The 19,195-nt window shown below is 59.1% G+C and carries 14 protein-coding genes, 1 tRNA gene and 3 pseudogenes; 10 read left to right on the top strand and 8 right to left on the bottom strand.

Annotated features, from left to right (window positions below; all coding sequences use genetic code 11):
• Positions 1-219: 219 nt before the first annotated feature.
• Positions 220-1,869, top strand: a complete 1,650-nt coding sequence (locus AVCA_RS22740) for a hypothetical protein (RefSeq protein ID WP_236616306.1) — start codon at positions 220-222, stop codon at positions 1,867-1,869.
• A 158-nt stretch (positions 1,870-2,027) separates the two neighbouring features.
• On the opposite strand, the gene AVCA_RS22735 is transcribed toward AVCA_RS22740, so the two are convergent.
• The gene (locus AVCA_RS22735; RefSeq protein ID WP_012703425.1) at positions 2,028-3,557 is read right to left on the bottom strand and encodes a Fic family protein; all 1,530 of its coding nucleotides are present in this window, start codon (positions 3,555-3,557) and stop codon (positions 2,028-2,030) included.
• Between the two features lie 132 nt (positions 3,558-3,689).
• Positions 3,690-4,085: a hypothetical protein gene (locus AVCA_RS22730; RefSeq protein WP_041807457.1), complete on the bottom strand. Its 396-nt coding sequence runs from the start codon at positions 4,083-4,085 to the stop codon at positions 3,690-3,692.
• A 609-nt stretch (positions 4,086-4,694) separates the two neighbouring features.
• Between AVCA_RS22730 and AVCA_RS25630 the strand changes: the two genes are divergently transcribed.
• From AVCA_RS25630 to AVCA_RS22700, 5 genes and pseudogenes are all read left to right on the top strand, one after another.
• Positions 4,695-5,174: a hypothetical protein gene (locus AVCA_RS25630; RefSeq protein ID WP_072432921.1), complete on the top strand. Its 480-nt coding sequence runs from the start codon at positions 4,695-4,697 to the stop codon at positions 5,172-5,174.
• On the top strand, positions 5,171-6,643 hold the full coding sequence (locus tag AVCA_RS22720; RefSeq protein WP_012703422.1) for a hypothetical protein: 1,473 nt from the start codon (positions 5,171-5,173) through the stop codon (positions 6,641-6,643). The genes AVCA_RS25630 and AVCA_RS22720 overlap by 4 nt, the downstream gene beginning before the upstream one ends.
• A 7-nt stretch (positions 6,644-6,650) precedes the next feature.
• Positions 6,651-7,782, top strand: a pseudogene (locus tag AVCA_RS26235) (IS630 family transposase).
• Between the two features lie 120 nt (positions 7,783-7,902).
• Positions 7,903-8,796, top strand: coding sequence for a site-specific integrase (locus tag AVCA_RS22705; RefSeq protein ID WP_236616404.1), 894 nt, complete (start codon positions 7,903-7,905; stop codon positions 8,794-8,796).
• Positions 8,797-8,798: 2 nt separating this feature from the next.
• Positions 8,799-11,906: a site-specific integrase gene (locus AVCA_RS22700; RefSeq protein WP_236616305.1), complete on the top strand. Its 3,108-nt coding sequence runs from the start codon at positions 8,799-8,801 to the stop codon at positions 11,904-11,906.
• An 18-nt stretch (positions 11,907-11,924) separates the two neighbouring features.
• Here the strand turns inward: AVCA_RS22700 and AVCA_RS22695 are convergent, their stop codons facing one another.
• A complete protein-coding gene (locus AVCA_RS22695; protein ID WP_012703419.1) occupies positions 11,925-12,137 on the bottom strand; it encodes a helix-turn-helix domain-containing protein in 213 nt (70 codons plus the stop codon).
• A 150-nt stretch (positions 12,138-12,287) separates the two neighbouring features.
• On the opposite strand from AVCA_RS22695, the gene AVCA_RS22690 reads away from it, so the two are divergent.
• Complete coding sequence (locus tag AVCA_RS22690) at positions 12,288-12,521, top strand: hypothetical protein (protein ID WP_012703418.1); 234 nt, start codon at positions 12,288-12,290, stop codon at positions 12,519-12,521.
• Positions 12,514-13,242 (top strand): annotated as a pseudogene (locus AVCA_RS22685) (Arm DNA-binding domain-containing protein); the annotation flags it as partial. The gene AVCA_RS22690 and the pseudogene AVCA_RS22685, both read left to right, overlap by 8 nt.
• A gap of 56 nt (positions 13,243-13,298) precedes the next feature.
• Here AVCA_RS22685 and istB read toward each other — a convergent pair.
• The gene (gene istB, locus AVCA_RS22680; RefSeq protein ID WP_012699613.1) at positions 13,299-14,078 is read right to left on the bottom strand and encodes an IS21-like element helper ATPase IstB; all 780 of its coding nucleotides are present in this window, start codon (positions 14,076-14,078) and stop codon (positions 13,299-13,301) included.
• Positions 14,075-15,100, bottom strand: a complete 1,026-nt coding sequence (gene istA / locus AVCA_RS22675) for an IS21 family transposase (protein WP_012702170.1) — start codon at positions 15,098-15,100, stop codon at positions 14,075-14,077. Before istA ends, istB begins: the two co-directional genes overlap by 4 nt.
• Before the next feature lie 85 nt (positions 15,101-15,185).
• Between istA and AVCA_RS22670 the strand changes: the two are divergent.
• Both AVCA_RS22670 and AVCA_RS22665 read left to right on the top strand, forming a co-directional pair.
• Positions 15,186-15,632, top strand: a pseudogene (locus tag AVCA_RS22670) (tyrosine-type recombinase/integrase); the annotation flags it as partial.
• Positions 15,633-15,643: 11 nt separating this feature from the next.
• Entirely contained in the window at positions 15,644-15,928 is a 285-nt protein-coding gene (locus AVCA_RS22665) for a hypothetical protein (RefSeq protein WP_012703417.1), read from the top strand.
• 293 nt (positions 15,929-16,221) lie between these two features.
• Here AVCA_RS22665 and AVCA_RS22660 read toward each other — a convergent pair.
• From AVCA_RS22660 to AVCA_RS22650, 3 genes are all read right to left on the bottom strand, one after another.
• Positions 16,222-16,298: transfer RNA gene (locus tag AVCA_RS22660), tRNA-Arg, on the bottom strand.
• 298 nt (positions 16,299-16,596) lie between these two features.
• Positions 16,597-17,343, bottom strand: a complete 747-nt coding sequence (locus AVCA_RS22655; RefSeq protein ID WP_012703416.1) for a TerC family protein — start codon at positions 17,341-17,343, stop codon at positions 16,597-16,599.
• 97 nt (positions 17,344-17,440) lie between these two features.
• Positions 17,441-18,772 carry a CitMHS family transporter gene (locus AVCA_RS22650; RefSeq protein ID WP_012703415.1) on the bottom strand — a complete coding sequence of 444 codons (1,332 nt, stop codon included), beginning with the start codon at positions 18,770-18,772 and terminating at the stop codon, positions 17,441-17,443.
• Positions 18,773-19,195: the final 423 nt, after the last annotated feature.

The raw sequence follows: 19,195 nt of genomic DNA, 5'->3' as shown, positions 1-19,195 counted from the left end.
TTGCTGGACGCAGATATTAGGCGCTTGGAAGGCCGTGGATGATGTGGCTTGATCGACTCACAGGGAAGCAATGCCGTCACCTGCCTGCGGTAGTCGAGCCGGGGCGCTATCAGCTTGCTACCAGCAGCTTGGTTTTCAATGGTCACTCGACGAATTTTTCGGGTGTCTTGGTGAGTGATGGCGGGGATCGCTGTCAGTTGGGTAGTGAGGTGCGCTCCTTTGTTCTACCGCAGCATGCACAGGCTACAGCAGCATGCACAGGCTACAGCAGCAGAACTGCTGTCAAAAGCAATAGCAACCATCGATGCCGACATGCAGCCGTCCTCGTTGATGTCGCCGTTGATGCCGGCTGCGATCATTGACGCTCAAAGCCATCTCCTGCCCTTTGAAGAGCGCTTGCTTGATGTGGTGCAACATGGGCATCTGCATCAGATATCGCAACGACCACGTTTGGATTTGCGCTATGAGAACGAGGTGGCGGATGTCGCGCGTGCACGGCGCCTCGATAAAGGTGCACTGGTGCACTTGGCATCCCACTCAGAGTGCTGGCAGCGGCAAACGCTCAGCGGTGTGATTCCCAAGAAAGTGCTTGCCCGATTTAGCGAAGATGACTACGGCATCTACGAGAATCTTGTTTATGCCCGGCTACTGGACAAAATCGAGCGCCATTTGTGGGGCCGCCTGTTAGCCCTGAAGGACCTGCAGGCAACCCTGAGTCAGGCGCTGGAGTTTTATCAGTCAAAAGAGATTGACTATCGTCTTTCTCGCGAGGTTTGCCGGCTCTGGGGGATGACATTTGACCAGAATGCGACGAGCAAGGCATCGGAGCTCCTGAGCAAAACGCTCGAAACGCTTCAGCGTCTGCACAAGACCATTTCGGGGTTGCAGCAAAGTGGCTTGTACATGCTGGTGAGTCGCCAGGTGCAGGTTACGGGCTCGCTGCATCTAACGAACATCCTCAGCCATGATCCTCATTATCGGCACCTGGCGATTCTCTGGAGTCTTCTGGAAAAAACGACGCAAAGCAGTCGAACAACTCCCGAAGAGCGGTTCAGGCAGAATCAGTATCTAGCGCATGCCTATTCACGTTATGCCGGGCTGGTTCTACGACATGCCTTATATCCGTATCTGCATGGGCGCGATGAGGGCATATGGGCCGGTAGAGTCATACGGCTTCAGCAGGACGAGTTGGAGTGGCGGCTGGTAAGCGTCGCCTCTAGCGAGCAATCTGGTGACGAAACCTTGCTCACCGTGGTGCCCTGGCTGAGCAGTACGCCTGGGCTTGAGGCGTTGCAGCAAATCCCTGGGGATAGATTCATTGCCTGGCCCGCTATTGGGCAGGAGCCTCAGCAGGCTGCATATCAGGAGAACTGGATCGCTCTTTCCCCGTTAGACATGTACTGCGTAGAGCGATTTGGCCAGCTTATTGATCGAGTGCTTTACCGTAAGGTGCTGCAGTCTTATGGGAGGCCTCTTACCAAAATGCCAGCAAAAGTACTGGCTTTGGCCGACGGGGTTTCCGGTTTACACGTTGATCATCAGATGCATGTCCTGAAAGTACGAGAGGTGGTATCCAGCGAGCGCGTTGATGAACTGAAAAAGGCCTTGATTGCGGCTAACGCAACTCAGCAGGGGGACGCTCTGGAGCTGCTTAATCAGGAGATACTCGCTTTGGAAACGTGCCCAGTCTGTAAGGAAAAGGCAGGTCTGGTTTTCCAGAGTCCTGCCGGCTTCCGGGCGAACTGCTCGAAGTGCGGCACTGAACGCTATCTACGACAGCAAAGGGGGCAGCTCGTATTTGACCAAATAGTTGCGGGGAATATGGATTTTACCTCCTTGGGACGTAGGGCATTTTCAATGCAGATTTAAGTTTGATGTTGTGCTTTAAAGTCTCTTAAAGATGGCGTGGACTTGGGTCTTTGAGGGTTAGTGTAATGCGCGAGCACATGAGTGAAATACTTGTGGAAGATTGTTGGGTGCGTGATGTAATCGGGTTATGTATGAGCGGGTCTTTGAAGTCTTGAGGGTTAGCTCTTGCTCAAGAAGGTGGACTCATTAGGATCTACATTCTTCGTTGCCTGTTCAGCCAGAACTTGCCGTGCACGCTCCTCGATAAAGTCGAACACTTCTTCCGGGACGCTGTACTGGAACTGCTTGCGGCGATTGCGTGAGACGATGCCGTTGTTGCTCAGGCACATCATCACCAGTTGCGCCAGGTCGCTGCCACGGACATCGAAGCGTGCGTTGACTACCTTGAACACCTGGTCGTAGGCGTGGAGAAACTCGGTTTCTTCGTGCAATTCGACTTCCAGCGCCTGTCTGGCCATCTCCAGGGTGAAGGCCACGCACGCGGTAGCGTCCCAGTAGCGATAGATCCCCTCATTCCCAGTGAATTCGAAGCTCAGGTCGTTCGCATCGAGCCACAGTACCCGCCAGAACTCGCGAGCTGGGCGCGAGAAGCTTTGTAGGGCTTCGAGATAGCGCTGTTCCTCGCGCTTCATCGCCACGGAGACGGGCAGCAGCAGACCGTGGCTCATAGCACCGCTTCGGCATAGCGCTTGATGAATCAGGAAGCGGGACAGGCGGCCGTTGCCATCCATGAACGGATGCAGGAAGACGAAACCGAACGAGATGATGCCGGAGGCGACCAGCGGGTCGATCTGCAAGGGCGCTTCGTTGGCGAACAGCATCAGTTCGTCCATCAGATCTCGGCATAGCTCGGGAGGTGGCGGAACATAGGTCACGCCCGCAGCGCCGCGCAGGCCGTTGTTCAGGTGATTCTGTTCGTGGCGGAAGGCGACCGCCCGATCGAAAGGATTGCTGATCGTGCTGTTCTGCAGAGCGACGAGGTAGTCCTCGGTCAGTGGCTGGCGCTCATGGGCCTGCCGCAGTAACTGGACGAAGCGCTCGGCCTTGTCCGCGCTGGGGGCTTCACGTTCGATGGCGAAGGAGTCGTGGGTTTCGTGTAGGTAGGCCCAGCTCAGGGCCCTGTCCATCATTCCCGCGGGCAGCGAGCCGATGAACTCACGTGACTTGCCGAGAATGTCCAGTGCCAGCAGCGCCTCGATCTCAGGTGTCCGCTCGACCGTAGCGCAGTAATGGAGTGTGCCCAGGCCGTTGAAATCCACCCGCCAGCGGGTATCGCGCCGCGCAGGGCCAGTGATGTAGCGGTCCGGGTCGAACAGCAGGGTTGCTGCGCCTTTTGGACTCACATCATGGGGCAGCCGGGTTCCGCTGAAGGCCTCCCAGAGGAAGCAGGCCTTGCGGATATAGGCGCCGCTCGGAGCCTTGCGAAGCTCTGCCAGCATGGTGGCGGCAGGGATCTGAGGCAATGCCTGGGCCAGCACGCCCAGGTTGACCCCCTCATGTTTCAGGGCGAACAGGACATGAGCACAACAGTCGCCTGGTGGTGGGGCGAGACGCTGAGGTACGGCGAGTTCGCGGCCCAACGGCTCAATCCGCGTGACAGGCCTGATCACTGCAGGACGCTGAATCGGGAAGACTTTCAGCTTCAGGGTTTCGACGAGAAAGGCATAGCCGACAAGTGGGCTCTCCATTCTGTGCTCCTGGCTAAAGTTTTTTGAACCGGGCAAACATTATTTGAAAAATACGGATATGGATAGACAAAATTTTACCGTCATCATGCTCAATCTGCTGCTTCTGGAGGTTGGTGCAGAACAGCGTGCAGGTCATCCTTGGGCTCCTGCCTCCCATGAGCGTAGGTAGTCGATCAGTTGTGCTGTCCGGCCCTCACTGACCATCTCTTCGGCTGTTTTATCGTTGAACGTCGACAAGTGCACGCTCCTGAGCCAGTAGATGGCTTTGCCAATGTCAGTTCCTGTGTCCGCGACAGCGCTGAGCACGCGGAGGGTGCTCCGGATGTAGTCCTGGATCCTCTCGGACTCGGGGGCCGTTCTGACGGCGTCAGGGGGCACATGGGCGAGGCGGGAAAATGTTTGTTCATCCATGGCAAACACTTCCATGTAAAGCTCTGGAGAAAAGCTCACACGGTTCTCAGCGCGTATGCGCTCCATCAGAGCGTGGAAGTCCGTCGGTGAGGTTTCAATGGCGGAATTGATAGGCATTTGCCTCCCCTTATTGCTTAACTGCCGATCGGCTTTCAGGTTGAATTTAGCATGCGACATTTTTGTTTTAAAATAATTGAAACTTCAATTCTGAATGTCGGAGTTTAAGTTTGTGTGTTTTCTGTATGTGTTTTGAGTTGAATTTTTTGTTTTGAGAGTTAATCTTGCATGCAGAAAGTATGGGCTTTTTGTTTTTGTTTTTTGCTGTTAGGCATTCAGGAGAGCGCATGGTGACATTCAATGCAGTGAAAGGACCGATATGGCGTCCCTACGCGCTCTGGCTGACGATTGAGTTACTCCTGTGGTCCATAGTGGGACTGCTAGAGCTGCCAGAGCCGGCGATATGCTGGGGACTTTTCTCTATCGTACCCACTCTGGCTCTCGCTCGGGCGTTGAAGCGGCTTGGTGAAACGCGGAGGGCCGAGCTGATGCTGCTGGTGCTGATGGGATATCTGGGCGGAGCTATCGGCGCAGCCTGGGCTGCCACATTCGTGGCCCATTGAAATTCGAGGATCGGTGAGTTTCGCATGCTAAATCCGACATGGCTGCCGGATTGGGGCACTGTCTTCCCACTATTAGGTAAAAGGACCGAGTAGTGGAGTCTTACGCATGCTGGAACTTGCACTTGCCGATATACATGGTGTTCATCCCGATTTTGCCCGCGTGGAGCGGGAACTTGACCTTGCGCCGATAGAGCTTTCGGATCGGGCGCTGGTGCCTTCATCGCTGATTCACCTGATTAATAGAGTCTACCCGCTGGTGGTGAGTGACCCGGATCGATTTTGCATTGGTCAAACGGCTCTTTATCGCTGGTTGACTGCGTATGCCAGTCCAGAAACACGGGTGTCATGTCTGATATGGCCAGAGAGTCTCACGAAGACCTCCCTCCATCAATTGGTACTCGCGGAGCGTTTGGTGGCTCCCGCACTCGCACGTATTACTGCGCAGCAGGTGCGTGATCTCTATACCTATATCACGCCTGCGAATCCCGTATGGCCTCATGGATATCGTAGTCATGCGCATTTGGCCCACCTCGTCGGGGTGAAGCCGATCAAGGGCACAATCACCAGGGCGGTAGGTAACCAGTGAGCAGGAGGAACGAGCTTCTTCGCCTGGCCTCGGGACAGGGCCAGTCTCCCCAGGTTATCAGCTCCATCCTCGATACCGTGGATGCCCATCCCGATCTGATTGATCTGCCGCGGATGATTACAGGGCTGCTACGAGTGCTACGTACCGTCGATATCGGCACGCCCATCCGGCTCCAAGATTGCGACCCACTCGTCTGGCGGGAAGCCTGCGAGTGGCTGATTTCATTGAGGAAACAGTCCGAAATCTTCCGGGATTTGGGCGAGCTGTTCTGGCTAGGAGAGCCCGCTCCCTCCAGAAATCCTGTACTGAACAGGGGAGTCAAGAAGCACGGGTTTCCATATGCCGCGCTTTGGTATCTGCCTCGTGATGTCGAGGGGGCGCGCGACTATGAACGGCTGCTTGCTCAACTGTTGGTCGCGTTTCAGCAACAGCGCTCGGACAATCTATACCAGCAGCGCTACGCCGTATTTCTGGGGCTGCGTCGATTGTGCGAGTTGCGTCATTGCTCGATCCCTCCCGAGCTGAATATCTGGGGGACGGCGGAACATTTCCTGACGAGCTGTCAGCTTTTTTCGCCCAGTGAGTCCAGGTCAGTGGACGCTGAGCTTTTTGCCCCTATCAGCCGATTCGTTCGCTATAGCCATGGCGAAGAACCACCGACCAGATCGGGGGGCGGCAGTGGCCGAGGCCGGCGAAAAAAAACGGACCAACAGGAGCTGAGCCATTTTATCAGCGAGGATCCGAGAGGCTTCGTGCTGGGCGATCCGGAGGACCCTGACCAGTTGCCAGGGCATTACAACATCCTCGCAGAATCAGCGGACTCCCATGAAGGAGAGTTGGCGCCAGACGAACTGAGCCCGCCGTTTGAGATATGGATTCTGGATGATGACGGCAGCGAGCGGCCATACGTTGCGGACAAGCTCAGCCAACAAGCCGTAGAGGCGCATATCGTGCGCAGTCGGCAATTGTTGCCGTTCTCGTATACCCAGTTCACCCTGGCGGAACTGCGGGATCTGCTGTTCGGTGCCAGCGACCTGTTCGCGTCATGCCAGCAAGAGTTGTCCCTGGCCAAGGATCCTTCGGGGCTCCAGCTCCGGATGGAGGCCATCTTGTTATTGCACATCAGCCTGTGGTTGGGGCAGGCGACCACCCAGGTCGTACAACTGACCGTCGTGGAGCATGAAGATGACTGCGTAGATGGCCTGGTGCTGGTTAAAGGGGCGCCTGCGCGGTTCAGTTTGATCGTCTGTAGTCCCGACTTGGTTGGTGACGATCGCTGGCAGCCTGCCATTGGAATTCGTCCGGCGCTGTTGCGCATTCTCCTGCCCGATCTGGCCGGAAGTGCTGCTTTGGTCGATGTACTGCTCAGGAGTTTCTCACGCCCTTCCAATCGGATCTTCACGCATCAGGCAGCGGAACTTGAAACCGAGGCTAGTGTTATGACACAGCTAAATCTGCGTCATGCATAATGTCGGCATGGAACATTACAGAATCATCCTCAGTCCTCAAGAAAGAGCGCGGTTGCAAGAGCTGACAAGCAAAGGCAGGACCGCGGCAAGCCAAGTCATCAACGCCCTGATCCTGCTGGCCTGCGACCGCTCGCAAGACCAGGGGCCGCGCAAGACCAGTGCACAGATCGCCCAGATGCTGGGCGTGAGCCAACGCAAGATCGACAACCTCAAGCGGCGTTGCGTGCAGGAAGGTCTGGAGTCGGTGCTGGTGAGAAAGAAACCCCGGCGCGAATACGCCCGCAAGATCGACGGCGAACTCGAGGCACGCCTGATCGCCCTGAGCTGCGGACCTGCTCCCGAAGGTCATGCGCGCTGGACGCTCAAACTGCTGGCCGAGCGTGCGGTGGAGTTGGAATATGTAGACTCGCTGTCGTCGGAGACGGTGCGACGTGCCCTAAAAAAAACGAACTCAAGCCGTGGCGCAAGGTTGGCTGGGTGATCCCGCCGAAGGCCAGCGGGGAATTCGTGGCGGCCATGGAGCAGGTGCTGGATGTCTACAGTCGACCCTATGACGAAGGCCATCCGGTGGTCTGCATGGACGAAACGCCGCGGCAACTGATCCGCCAGGTGCGCGAGCCCCTCGAGGCGGTACCGGGGCATCCCGGGCGCGATACGAGTACGAGCGCGCTGGCACCTGCAACGTCTTCGTAGCCTGTGAGCCGCTGGCCGGGCGGCGCATCGCCAAGGTCACCGAGTACAAGAAAAGGCAGGACTGGGCGCTGTTCCTGCAGGACATCGCCCAAGCCTGGTCCGGGGCCGAGCGCATCACGCTGGTGATGGACAACCTCAACACCCACAGTGCCGCCTCGTTGTACGAGACCTTTATGCCCGAGCAGGCCAAGGCCCTGAGAGATCGCTTCGAGTTCGTCTACACCCCCAAGCATGGCAGTTGGCTGAACATGGCCGAAATCGAGATCAACGTACTCGCCGGCCAGTGCCTGGACAGGCGCATCGACTCCCTCGAGCGGATGCGCAAGGAGGTCGCCGCATGGCAGCAATGCCGCAACCAGCTCGATGCCAAGATCAACTGGCAGTTCACCACCCAGGATGCGAGGGTCAAGCTACGCAGCCTATATCCGCAGATTGAAGTGTGTTGAGATACTAGGGTAGTTCTGGGGCTATTGGGCCGGGGCGATCCTCGCTTCACCCTGACCAAGGTCCGCAATTACCTGTTCCACCAGCTCGTATCGGACACCCACGACGTGGCTGCTGTGTCCATGCTGTCCGGGGTCTGCGTGCCATCTGCTCAAACTCCTCGCTACTACCTGCAATTCGACGCCAATCATTTGCGTCGTATCTATGCGGAATCACTGGGGCGTGTACTACGGCAGGTCTATGCCTGTGCCGGGTTGGCATACGAACCGGTAGAGGCTGGGATTGTTCAGCACGGAGCGGTGGGGGCGAGCCACTGCCTGCTGCCTGACACTGTCGTGATGAATGTGAAAGCCCTGGCCGGTGTCCTGCGCAGGAAGCCAGCGGGTCGCCTCAGCGACATGCTGACCTGGCACAACCACTACACCCTGTGGGTTGTACAGATGTTCATGCTGTCGACTGGCTGCCGGGCGATCCGCAACCCTTTGCAATATACCGATGAGTTCGACCTGATACTGGGCATGGGCGCCATGTCTGACAAGGACTCTGATGATCGGCACATGAGCCGGCTGATCTGCATGCCGTCCATGCTGCAGCGCCAGTTAGATCAATACTTCCAGCACTGTCTGGCTCTTACACGGCACCTGATCGGCTATCTGCCACATGACGAAGAGGGTAGGTGGTCTCGCGGCTTTTTCCTGTCCTCTAGTGAAAGCGGTATTCGCCGCTTGGAGATCCGGCCTGCCACCATTCGGCAACATATGGAGCAGGTCTCTGGCTATATCCCGCACCGCATCAACGCCTATCGCAAATTCATCCGAACGGAGCTGGCGGAACGTGGCTGCCCCGCTGAGGTTTTAGCTGCGTATATGGGGCACTGGCTGCGAGGGGAGGAGCCGCAGGACGCATATTCATCGTTCTGTCCGTTGACTTACACAGAGGTAGTCGGTGAGTGGATTACTCGACTGCTGAAAGATCTGGGCTGGTGCGCACTTGGTAGTCCATGGGTGGTGGAGTGAACGTGCCCCGTTTGGACAATCAACAGGTCGAGTATCTATGGGCTGCTGGCGATCATGAGCCGGATTGGAGGCCAGAGCTGCGGGAGCACCTGAAAACGATAGCTGAGGCGTCTGGAGTGCCCCTGGGGCAGTGGTTATTGGGAAAGTGTTCCATGCGCGAGGTGTCGGCCGAGCACGTGCGTGACCTGGAGGCGCAGCTTGGTACGAATCACGCGCTACGGAATATGCTGCGCACCATCACCCAACGACTCAGGCGGCAGATTCCAGGTTTTCCATTGGCCCGTATCGCCATTGCCGTCGAACGCCCAGCGAACCCGATCAACCCCGACATCTACACGGCTGAACGACTACGCAGAAGTCGCCAACTGCTCAATGTACTGCAGCAGGGATTGAGGTTGGATCTCGATTCGTTCCGCCCAGAGGAGCGCATCGGTCTGCTATTGATGAGCGCGGCTTATGGCGGCGGCCTGATGGACATTGCTCAACTGAATGCGCTGGTCGAGGTGTCCCTGGAGCGAATCGAGTGGATCGCAGGCATTCCGGAGCTGAGATTGCCGCTCTCCATCCGCGGCAAGGTGCAGGCGGAACACCGGCAATGGTTCCCGGACCCGGCCACGCTGGCTCTGTTGACCCGCTGTTCGGACGATATGCGAGCAATGGGCGCTCGATTGAGGCGCAGAGAAACTGTTCTCAGGTGTATTCGAGCGTTTCTCGGAAGGAGCGGTGTACCGAGTCGGGATTTGCCGACCAGCCTGACGGAGCTGCTGGATTTGCTGCGGATGCAGATGCAATTGCGCCTGCCTCAGATTCTGGTGAATTTCGCATGTCGACATGGGTTCGTATCGCAGTCGCTGAGACCATCGTCCTGGGGGGAAATGTTCGGCTATCCAGGCTTGGAAGATCCGGTTGGCACCTATGGAGATAGTGTCAGATCGGACGAGTACGGAGAGGAAAAAACCGATACTCCCGATTGGGTGCTGGATCTGTGTCGGCAGATCCGGGCAGGTGACCCTGTTGATCCATCCCCAGCGACTGAGGATTCTGAATCACTTGAGGTGCTTATCAGAGAGTGGGCTGCCTATCTGGTAGGTGGATCGTCCGCATATGGTCACGACATCGGGCGCAGTAGCATCACTCGGTACGCCCGACTGCTTGGGGAGGCGTTGGCGTCGCAATTGGATGGCCAGAGTGTTTTCCAGATGGAGCCCGATGCACTGGAGATTGTCTATGAGACGGTCCTCGATGCCCAGATAACCGATAGCAAGCGGCGCACCTTGGCCAAGGCGATTCATGAGTTCCACGCATTTCTGGGGCGTCGCTATCACTATCCACCGATCAGCCCGTACTCGGTATTGGGCATCGGCAGGGATGTGGCTAGCGTTGATGCCCGGATCCTCTCCGAGGACCAATATCAGGCCGTTTTGCGCGCCTTGGACACCAGCGGGCTGGAATTACGGACCCCGCGTCTGGTCACGGCTGCCAAGCTGTTTCTGATCCTGGGATTCAGGTTGGGCTTGCGGCGCAATGAGGCCCTGAAGCTGCGGCTCAGTGATCTACATTTGCCCGAGTTATCGAGTGACGCCCGCGAACGTATTCGCGGGCGTCATCCGGAGATGCGGATCCTCTCCAACCAGGAGCTGGCAGGGTTGGAGCTGCCGGTCGACCTGCTTGTACGGCCACATGCACAGCGCGGCCTGAAAACCCAGAACTCGGTTCGGCGGTTACCGCTCCGCCTATTGTTGGAGCCCGAAGAACTGGAACTGTTGATGGTCTGGTACCAGCAACGGCAAGCAGAAGAGACACGGGCGCCTTCATCGGAGTTTCTATTCTGCATCCCGGAGCTGAGAACCCAGTGGGTCAGCGAAAGCACGCTGTTGCCGGCATTGCATGCCTGCATGCGTGCAGTCACAGGTTCCGAGGTCATTCACTATCACCACCTGAGGCATTCCTGCGCCACTTGGCAGATGCTCAAACTGATGGGAACCATTACCGACTCAGCGCCGGAGTTGATATTCCGTGATCTGCCCCTGACCACTCGATGGCTCAGCGACAATGCCAGGCAGCGTGAAGCGCTGATATCTGCCAACGGTGGACCCACACGGCGTATCGTCCATATCGTCAGTGCCTTGCTCGGTCACGGTAGCCCCAAAACTTCGCTGCTGCACTACATCCACAGCCTACCTCTGGTAATGGCTCAGGCCTGGCAGTGGAACCCCAGAGTCTGGCTTTTCAGTGCCCATAACGTCGCCTCTATCGCCAAGGTCAGCCTGCCCACGACGGAGGCCAGTTCCGTTGGTGGTCCGGAGCATCTGTTGCGGGTCATCGGCCGGATCAGGTCGCTCAAGGCCAAAAGACGGCCTCGACGGACTGCGGTTTGTTTCGCCGTTCAGCAGGTCGAAAACAACTGGGCGATCGAGCGGATTCGCCGGATCGAGTCGATGCTGGCATACGCATCTTATGTCGAGAGTAGCGGTCGGCAGATCAATCTGGAGTGGCTGGAGTTCGCGACAGAAGAGCGGAGCATGATGCTGGATCGAGCTCAGTATATCCGCAGCTTGACGCAGAGATCCCAGCCGGAGGCTGGGGGCAAGCACCGGCTGCGAGCCTCTATGCAGGCTGAGACGTCATCGCTCATACCAATGCCTCCTCGACATGGTGGAAGAGATGCCGTAGCAGGGTATGCAGAACGTCTCTACGAGTTACTGGATGGAGCGGAGAGCGAGCGCGCCAATCGAGCGATAGACGATTTCGTCGAACGCTGTTGGGCAACGGAAACGACGCTGCGCTTTTACCGTGATTGCGACGAGGAGCATACACGGGACTACCTGTGGCTGCTCACAGCCATCGGCGTTCCCGCCCAATCCATCGAGTTGATTATCTACGACACACGAAAGCCCAGAGCCGCCAAGTCATATTGGCGTCAGCAGCTCGGGAATATTCGTCGGCCGATTAGCCAGCATGCGCCCGAAAATCCGGATGCCGAAAATACCCATCTTGGAATTCGGGCCACGCTGGCGCTAGAGGAGGGGCGGCAGCAGAACCGACATTCGGGGGCAGCGCTGCGCTACCTATTCCTGATGGCCTCCATCGACTGGCATTTCCGGACATGAATGGGGCCGGAGGGCTGTTCAGCCCTCCGGATCATTCTGGATTTCCAAGAGATCCTCTACCTGGCAGTTCAGGTACCGGCAGATGGTCTCCAGGTCCTTCAACTCGACCCTCTGCGCGGTCTCGTGATAGAGCCGCGTCAGGGTTCCCCGGTTGATTCCTGTCTCCCGCACTACGTCACTGATCTTCAGCTTCCGCTCCCCCAATAGGCGGGACAAATGGCACTTAACCATCCTTCTCTCCTGGAAAAATGATCTCCTGGGGATCATTTTGATCTTGCATTGTTCAAAAAAGACGTTATTTTGATCTACAGGAGATCATTATGTGGCTTCAGAAGCCCATAAGGCTCCTCTGCCGCTCAATCTAGCAGAGAGGACATTGCAATGTCTCAAACCTATCTAACAACCGAAGAGCTTGCCACGCGCATGAAGTACGACGTGCGCACTATCCGTAATCGACTGAAGGATTCGGTGCTGCTCGAAGGCATCCATTACTTCCGCCCCTTCGGCGGTCGTAAGATCCTGTTCATCTGGGAAGCTATCGAAGAGGACATGCAGAAGTACTCCCGTACCTCCGGCCTGGTGCCGATGGCTGGTGGAGGCATCTGTCATGGGTAAGATTCGCGCCCGCTCGGACAATCAGAAGTTGTTCTTCGACTTCACCTATCTGGACAAACGCTGTCGTGAGCAGACGATGCTGCCCGACACGCCGGCCAACCGTAGGAAGCTGGAGAAAATCCTCGAGCGCATCGAGGCCGAAATCACTCTTGGGGTCTTTGATTACGCAACTTACTTCCCGCAGAGCAGCAAGGTGGCGGAGTTCAATCGGCTGCAGGCTGGCTGTGCCCAGTTGAGGACACCGCTGTTCAAGGACTTCGCCGAGCGCTGGTTCGACGAAAAGCGGGTGGAGTGGCGCGACACGCACACAAAGACGGTACGCCTCACACTCGACAAACACCTGCTACCTGAATTCGGCAAGAAAGAAGTCAGCGCCATCACCAAGGCAGAAATCCTGTCCTTCCGCTCGGCACTCGGCAAAGTTCCCGGGCTGAAGGGACAGGCTCTGTCAGCGACGCGAATCAACCACATCATGACGCCATTGCGCATGATCCTTAGTGAGGCAGCTGACCGGTTCGAGTTTACTTCACCGTACCTCAACATCAAATCGCTGAAGGTCCCCAAGACCGATGTGGAGCCCTTCACTCTGGAAGAGGTGCTGCAGATCCTTGGGGCAGTACGTGAAGACTTCCGCAATTACTACACGGTGCGCTTCTTTACCGGCATGCGCACTGCAGAAATCGATGGCCTGCAGTGGAAATACGTCGATTGTCAACGCCGACTGAAAACTGACCCACCTTGGCCCTTATTTGCCGAAGTAATAATGACCCACCTGGATCACTCGGGGTTACGGTTCTGGCGGATGACGCCCGCCTTGCGTTTGTCCTTGAGTCGGTAGCTTTCTCCGGTCAGGGTGAGGATATGGGCATGGTGCAGCAGCCGATCCAGCATGGCCGCCGTCAGCGTGGCGTCGCCGCTGAAGGCCTCGGCCCACTGGCTGAACGGCAGGTTCGAGGTCAGGATCATCGAACCCTTCTCGTAGCGTTTGGCGACGACCTGGAAGAACAGGTTGGCCTCCTCGCGACCGAACGGCAGGTAGCCGATCTCATCGATCACTAGCAGTCGGGGGGCCAGGATGGCGCGGTTGAGGTAGGTCTTCAGCCGGCCCTGCCGCTGGGCCGCGCCCAGTTGCAGCATCAGGTCGGCCGCCGTGATGAAGCGGGTCTTGAGGCCGCTCTGTGCTGCCCGGTAGCCGAGGGCGATGGCCAGGTGCGTCTTGCCGACGCCCGAGGGGCCGATCAGCACGATGTTTTCGGTGCGCTCGACGAAGGCCAAGCCCGCCAGCTCATGCAGCAGGGCCTTGGGCACACCGGGGCTGAAGCTGAAGTCGTACTCCTCAAGCGTCTTGATCGCCGGGAAGCAGGCCATCCGCGTCAGCAACTCGCGGCTGCGCTGCTGGCGAAAGCCGTGCTCGTGCCGCAGCAGTTGCTCCAGGAAGTCGCCGAAGCTCAGGTCGTCCTTGACCGCCTGCTGGGCCAACAGTGGGTAGTGATCAACGATGCGCTCGAGCTTGAGCGCCTGGCACAGTTCGGCGATGCGCGCGTGTTGCAGGTTCATGCGCAGGCCTCCCGGATCGACTCGTAGACCGACAGCGGGTGCTGCAACGACTCATGCGGTACGGGCCCTGGCCGCTCCCCCAGCAACGGCCCCCAGGCCCGCCGCAGAGCCTGCGGCAGGGGTGTCAGTTGGCCTTGCTCGTGACGCCAGCGATCGATCGGGCGTTCACCGAGCGTGGCATGCACGCGCACGTTGGCGACCTCGGCCAGCCAGTCGCCGACCAGCCGATTGGCTGTGCCGCAATCCACCAGCAGACCGGCGGCCTTCACCCGGCTGTGCAACGGGTTGTAGAAGCTCTCGCGCAGGTAGCGGTTAAAGCGCTCGACCTTGCCCTTGGTACGCGCCCGGTAGGGGCGGCACAGGCGGATGTGGAAGCCCAGATCGTCAGCCAGTTGAAGCAGCCCGGGGTGGAAGCGGTGGCTGCCGTCGCCATAGGCATCGCGTTCCAGCACGACGGTCTTCATGTTGTCGAACAGCACGTGCTGCGGGACACCGCCGAAGTAGTCGAAGGCCAGCAGCAACGCGTCATGCACCGAGTCGAACGACTCGTCCGGCACGAAATGGACGTAAGTCATCCGGCTGTAGCCCAGGGTGGCGACGAAGGCCGACAACGGTGATTTGGCGCGGCGGAAAACCACGAAGTCAGCCTGCATCTGCTGGCCGGGCTCGGTCTCGAAGCGCACCGCCGGGCCATCGTCCGGCCTGCTCAGCTTGAGTCTGGCCAGCCAGGCGCGCAACTGGGAAGCGCCGCCCTGGTAGCCTTGCTCGCGGATCTCGCGCAGCAGCACGGTGGCCGGCAGCCAGAGCGGATGCGCCTGCTTCACCCGCTCGCGCAGATAGTCATGGAAGGGGTCGAGCTTGGTGGGCCTGGGGTCTCGCGGCGAGTAGCGCGGGACGGTGGGCTCCTTGAGGTAGCGCCGGACGGTGTTGCGGGACACGCCCAGCATCTTGGCGATCTGCCGAATGCTGTGCCCTTGACGGGCTAATACTCTGATCTCCACTGCTTGCTCCTGGGTCAACATGGGCGGCCTCGAAAAGGCCGCGACGTTAGCCCAGGTGGGTCAATTTTACTTCGCTGGGGTGGGTCAGTTTTACATCGGCGCTAACAATTTCCAACGCCGGCAGATTCTGATCCGCGAAAGCTGGGTCGGCGGCAAGCTCGATTACACGAAGAATGACGGCTCACAGCGCGAGATCGACATGTCGGGGCCGGTTTACCAGGCCCTGCTCGATCAGCAGCAGAAGACCGGTGTCGGGCAGTTTGTCTTCTGCAGTCGGGAGGAGACGCCATTTGCGTACCGCAATATCAACAACCGGGTCTGGTATCCGTTGCTTCGCCACCTGGGGCTGCGCCGACGGCGCCCCTATCAGACCCGCCATACCGCGGCGACCCTGTGGCTAGCCGCGGGTGAAAACCCGGAATGGATCGCCAGGCAGATGGGACATACGACTACAGAGATGCTGTTCCGAGTCTACTCGCGTTATGTCCCCAACCTGACACGGCGCGACGGCAGTGCCTTCGACAACCTTATTCAAGCCAATCTCAAGGCCTGAGGAGTGGCGCCATGAAATTGATCAAGCGCAGCAACGTCACCTTTCTGCACCCATCGATGGAGGCTCGCGAGCACCAGTACCTGAAGCACTTGGCCTCGGCCATGAGCCACTATCTGGAACACCCTCGTGGAACCGAGTTGGTCTGCATCCTCGGCTCCGGCTTCGAGAAGGACAACCGTCAGGCGCTCGACACCTGGGTTGCCTACCACCACGACGAGGTCTTCGAAAAGCGCTTGGAGGGCCGCAGTCCGCTGGATTTCCTGATCGAAAAACTAGAAGACCTGATCAACAACTGAACCGACGAAGGGGCCGAAAGGCCCCTTCTACTTACGGGCCTCAAACCGATAGAGGAGATGTGCCCGCTCATGGCCAGTGCTCAATCGCCGGGTGTGAAGCAGCATCCCGTTCGCTCGCGTGGCACGGCTTGGGCACAGAATTGGCACAGCCCAAAAAGCGGCCGAAAAATGGCGCTGAGGGCAGTAGTCACTGCAGTTCGCTGGCTGATGCCGGGCGGGAGCTTGGGAGAGGGCCGATCCATGAACAGAATCGGTCGAGACTTTAAGTGAAAGTCTTTTAAGTCAGGGAGATATGGCGCACCAGGCGGGATTCGAACCCACGACCCCCGCCTTCGGAGGGCGGTACTCTATCCAGCTGAGCTACTGGTGCGTATTTGTTGCGGCGGTCTATTTGACCACTAGCCTTCATCCTTCTCAAGCCGGTGATCACTGCCTTCGGAGGGCAGTACTCTATCCAGCTGAGCTACGAGCGCGTTGCGGGGTGTTCCGGGAGCGGGATTCGGTCGGGCGACCGGTGCCCCTGGAGCGAAGAGGCCATATTTAAGCATTAGCGCCGGGCTTGCACAACCATGGGCCGGCGAGTTCAGGTGCTTTCTTCGGCGTCGTGCGGCGGGCAGCAACGAAAACGGGGCCGCGAGGGCCCCGTTTCTTCGTGCGGCGCTTGTGGTCTATTGGCCGGGGATGTCCTTGCTCAGGTGCACCGGTTCCTTGCGGGCGCGGCGCATGCGGATGTTCAGCGCTTCCACCGCCAGCGAGAAGGCCATGGCGAAGTAGACGTAGCCCTTGGGCACGTGCACCCCGAAGCTCTCGGCGATCAGCACGGTGCCGACCACGATGAGGAACGACAGGGCCAGCAGCTTGAGGCTCGGGTGGCGGTCGATGAAGGTGCTGATGGTGCCGGAGGCGGCCATCATCACCAGCACGGCGACGACGATCGCGGCGATCATCACCGGTACGTGGGAGACCATGCCGACCGCGGTGATCACCGAGTCCAGGGAGAACACGATGTCGATGATGGCGATCTGAATGATGGTGCCGATGAACTGGCCGCCGCCCTTGGGCGCCTCGTTGGTCTCGTCCTCGCCTTCCAGGCCGTGGTAGATCTCGGTGCTGCTCTTCCACAGCAGGAACAGGCCGCCGAAGAACAGGATCAGGTCGCGGCCGGAGATGCCCTGGCCGAAGACGTGGAAGAGGTCGACGGTCAGGCCCATCACCCAGGAGATCGACAGCAGCAGGAGAATCCGCGTGACCATCGCCAGCGCCAGGCCGAACAGGCGGGTGCGCGGCTGCATGTCTTTCGGCATGCGACCGACGAGGATCGAGATCATGATGATGTTGTCGATGCCGAGCACGATTTCCAGCGCGGTCAGGGTGAAGAAGGCAACCCAGATCTCCGGGTTGGTCAGCCAGTCCATAAAGGGTCCTCTAAATCGTCGGTTGTGCGGCTGGCGGCAGGCGGGCCGCCAACCATGGGAGTCTGTACGCCGCTGTGTGAAATTTCCGTCAAGGCGTTCAGCCGGCCGCCACCGGAACGATGGCTGGACCGCCGGCCGCCGGAAAGACGCCGACCAGCAGCGCGGCGAGCATTATCGCCAGACAGAGCAGGGTAGCCAGCTTCAGGGCGAAACGCTGCAGGTCGCCGAACTCGATCTTCGCCAGGCCCACCAGCAGGTAGGTGGAGGGTACCAGCGGACTGAGCAGGTGCACCGGCTGGCCGACGATCGAGGCGCGCGCCATTTCCACCGGGCTGATGCCGTAGTGTCCGGCGGCTTCGGTGAGCACCGGCAGCACGCCGTAGTAGAAGGCGTCATTGGACATGAAGAATGTGAAGGGCATGCTCACCAGCGCGGTCACCACGGCGAGATAGGGCCCCATCGCGTCCGGGATCAGCGCCAGCAGGCTCTTCGACATGGAGTCGACCATCCCGGTGCCGGAGAGGATGCCGGTGAAGATGCCGGCGGCGAAGATCAGGCCGACCACCGCCAGCACGTTGCCGGCGTGGGCGGCGATGCGCTCCTTCTGTGCCTTGAGGCAGGGATAGTTGATGATCATGGCGAGGCTGAAGGCGATCATGAACAGCACCGGCAACGGCAGCACGCCGGTGATCAGCGTACCCATCAGGCCCAGGGTCAGCATGGCGTTGATCATCAACAGCTTCGGCCGGCGCGCCTCGGGATACTGGGAGACGGTGACCTCGGAGTGATCCTCGCTGCCGTCGGAGAGGTGCAACACGCCGAGGCGCTCGCGTTCGCGCTTGCCGTACAGGTAGGCCATGCCCAGCAGGACGGCCACGCCGATCGCCATGGCCGGGATCATCGGTACGAACACGTCCGACGGGTCGACCTGCAGGGCGCTGGCGGCGCGGGCGGTGGGGCCGCCCCAGGGGGTCATGTTCATGATCCCGCCGGCAAGGATGATCAGGCCGGCCATGATCCGCGGGTTCATGCCGATGCGGCTGTACAGCGGCAGCATGGCGGCGACGCAGATCATGTAGGTGGTGGCGCCGTCGCCGTCGAGAGAAACGATCAGCGCTAGGGCGGCGGTGCCGACGGAGACCCGCAAGGGGTCGCCCTTGACCATGCGCAGGATGAAGCGCACCGGCGGGTCGAACAGCCCCGAATCGATCATCAGGGCGAAGTAGAGGATGGCGAACATCAGCATCACCCCGGTCGGGGCGAGCTTGGTGATGCCCTGCAGCATCATCGGTCCGATGTCGCCGGCGAAACCGCCGAACAGGGCGAACAGCACGGGAATGATGATGAGGGCGATCAGCGCCGAGAGGCGCTGGGTCATGATCAGGTACATGAAGGTCAAGACCATGGCGAAGCCGAGGAAAGTCAGCATGACGAGTACTCCGGAAGGCAGGGACGGGGGCGGATCAGCGCGGGGAGGTCGATGGGCTGGACGACGGCTGGGCGTGGTCGGACGAAGGCGCGAAGGGGGGCATGGCAATCTCCACTCATTGTTTTTGTCGGGCGACCGGTCGGACGCCGGCTCTGGAGCGGGATGCTACGCAGCCAAGCTTTCAGCGGGCTTTCGCGGGAGAAATGCACTGATCGTGGAGTCGGATTCGGGCTTCATGAGGAAAAAATGCGGCTGCTCTCCGCGCTTGGCGGCACAGGGCGTTAGCCACGGAGGACCGCGGGCGGAGCGGTGAGCGGCCCGCCATGCCGGTCGGATCCAGGCGGGGCCATTTCCAGGCACGATAGGCGGAAATTCGCCATTTCAATGCGCCATTTCGGCGGAAATTCGCCGTCTTTCGCGTCT

Origin of the sequence: Azotobacter vinelandii CA (assembly GCF_000380335.1) — a bacterium.
Lineage (GTDB): Bacteria > Pseudomonadota > Gammaproteobacteria > Pseudomonadales > Pseudomonadaceae > Azotobacter > Azotobacter vinelandii.
The sequence above is the reverse complement of the archived record's forward strand: the minus strand, read 5'-3'. Positions and strand labels throughout refer to the sequence as shown.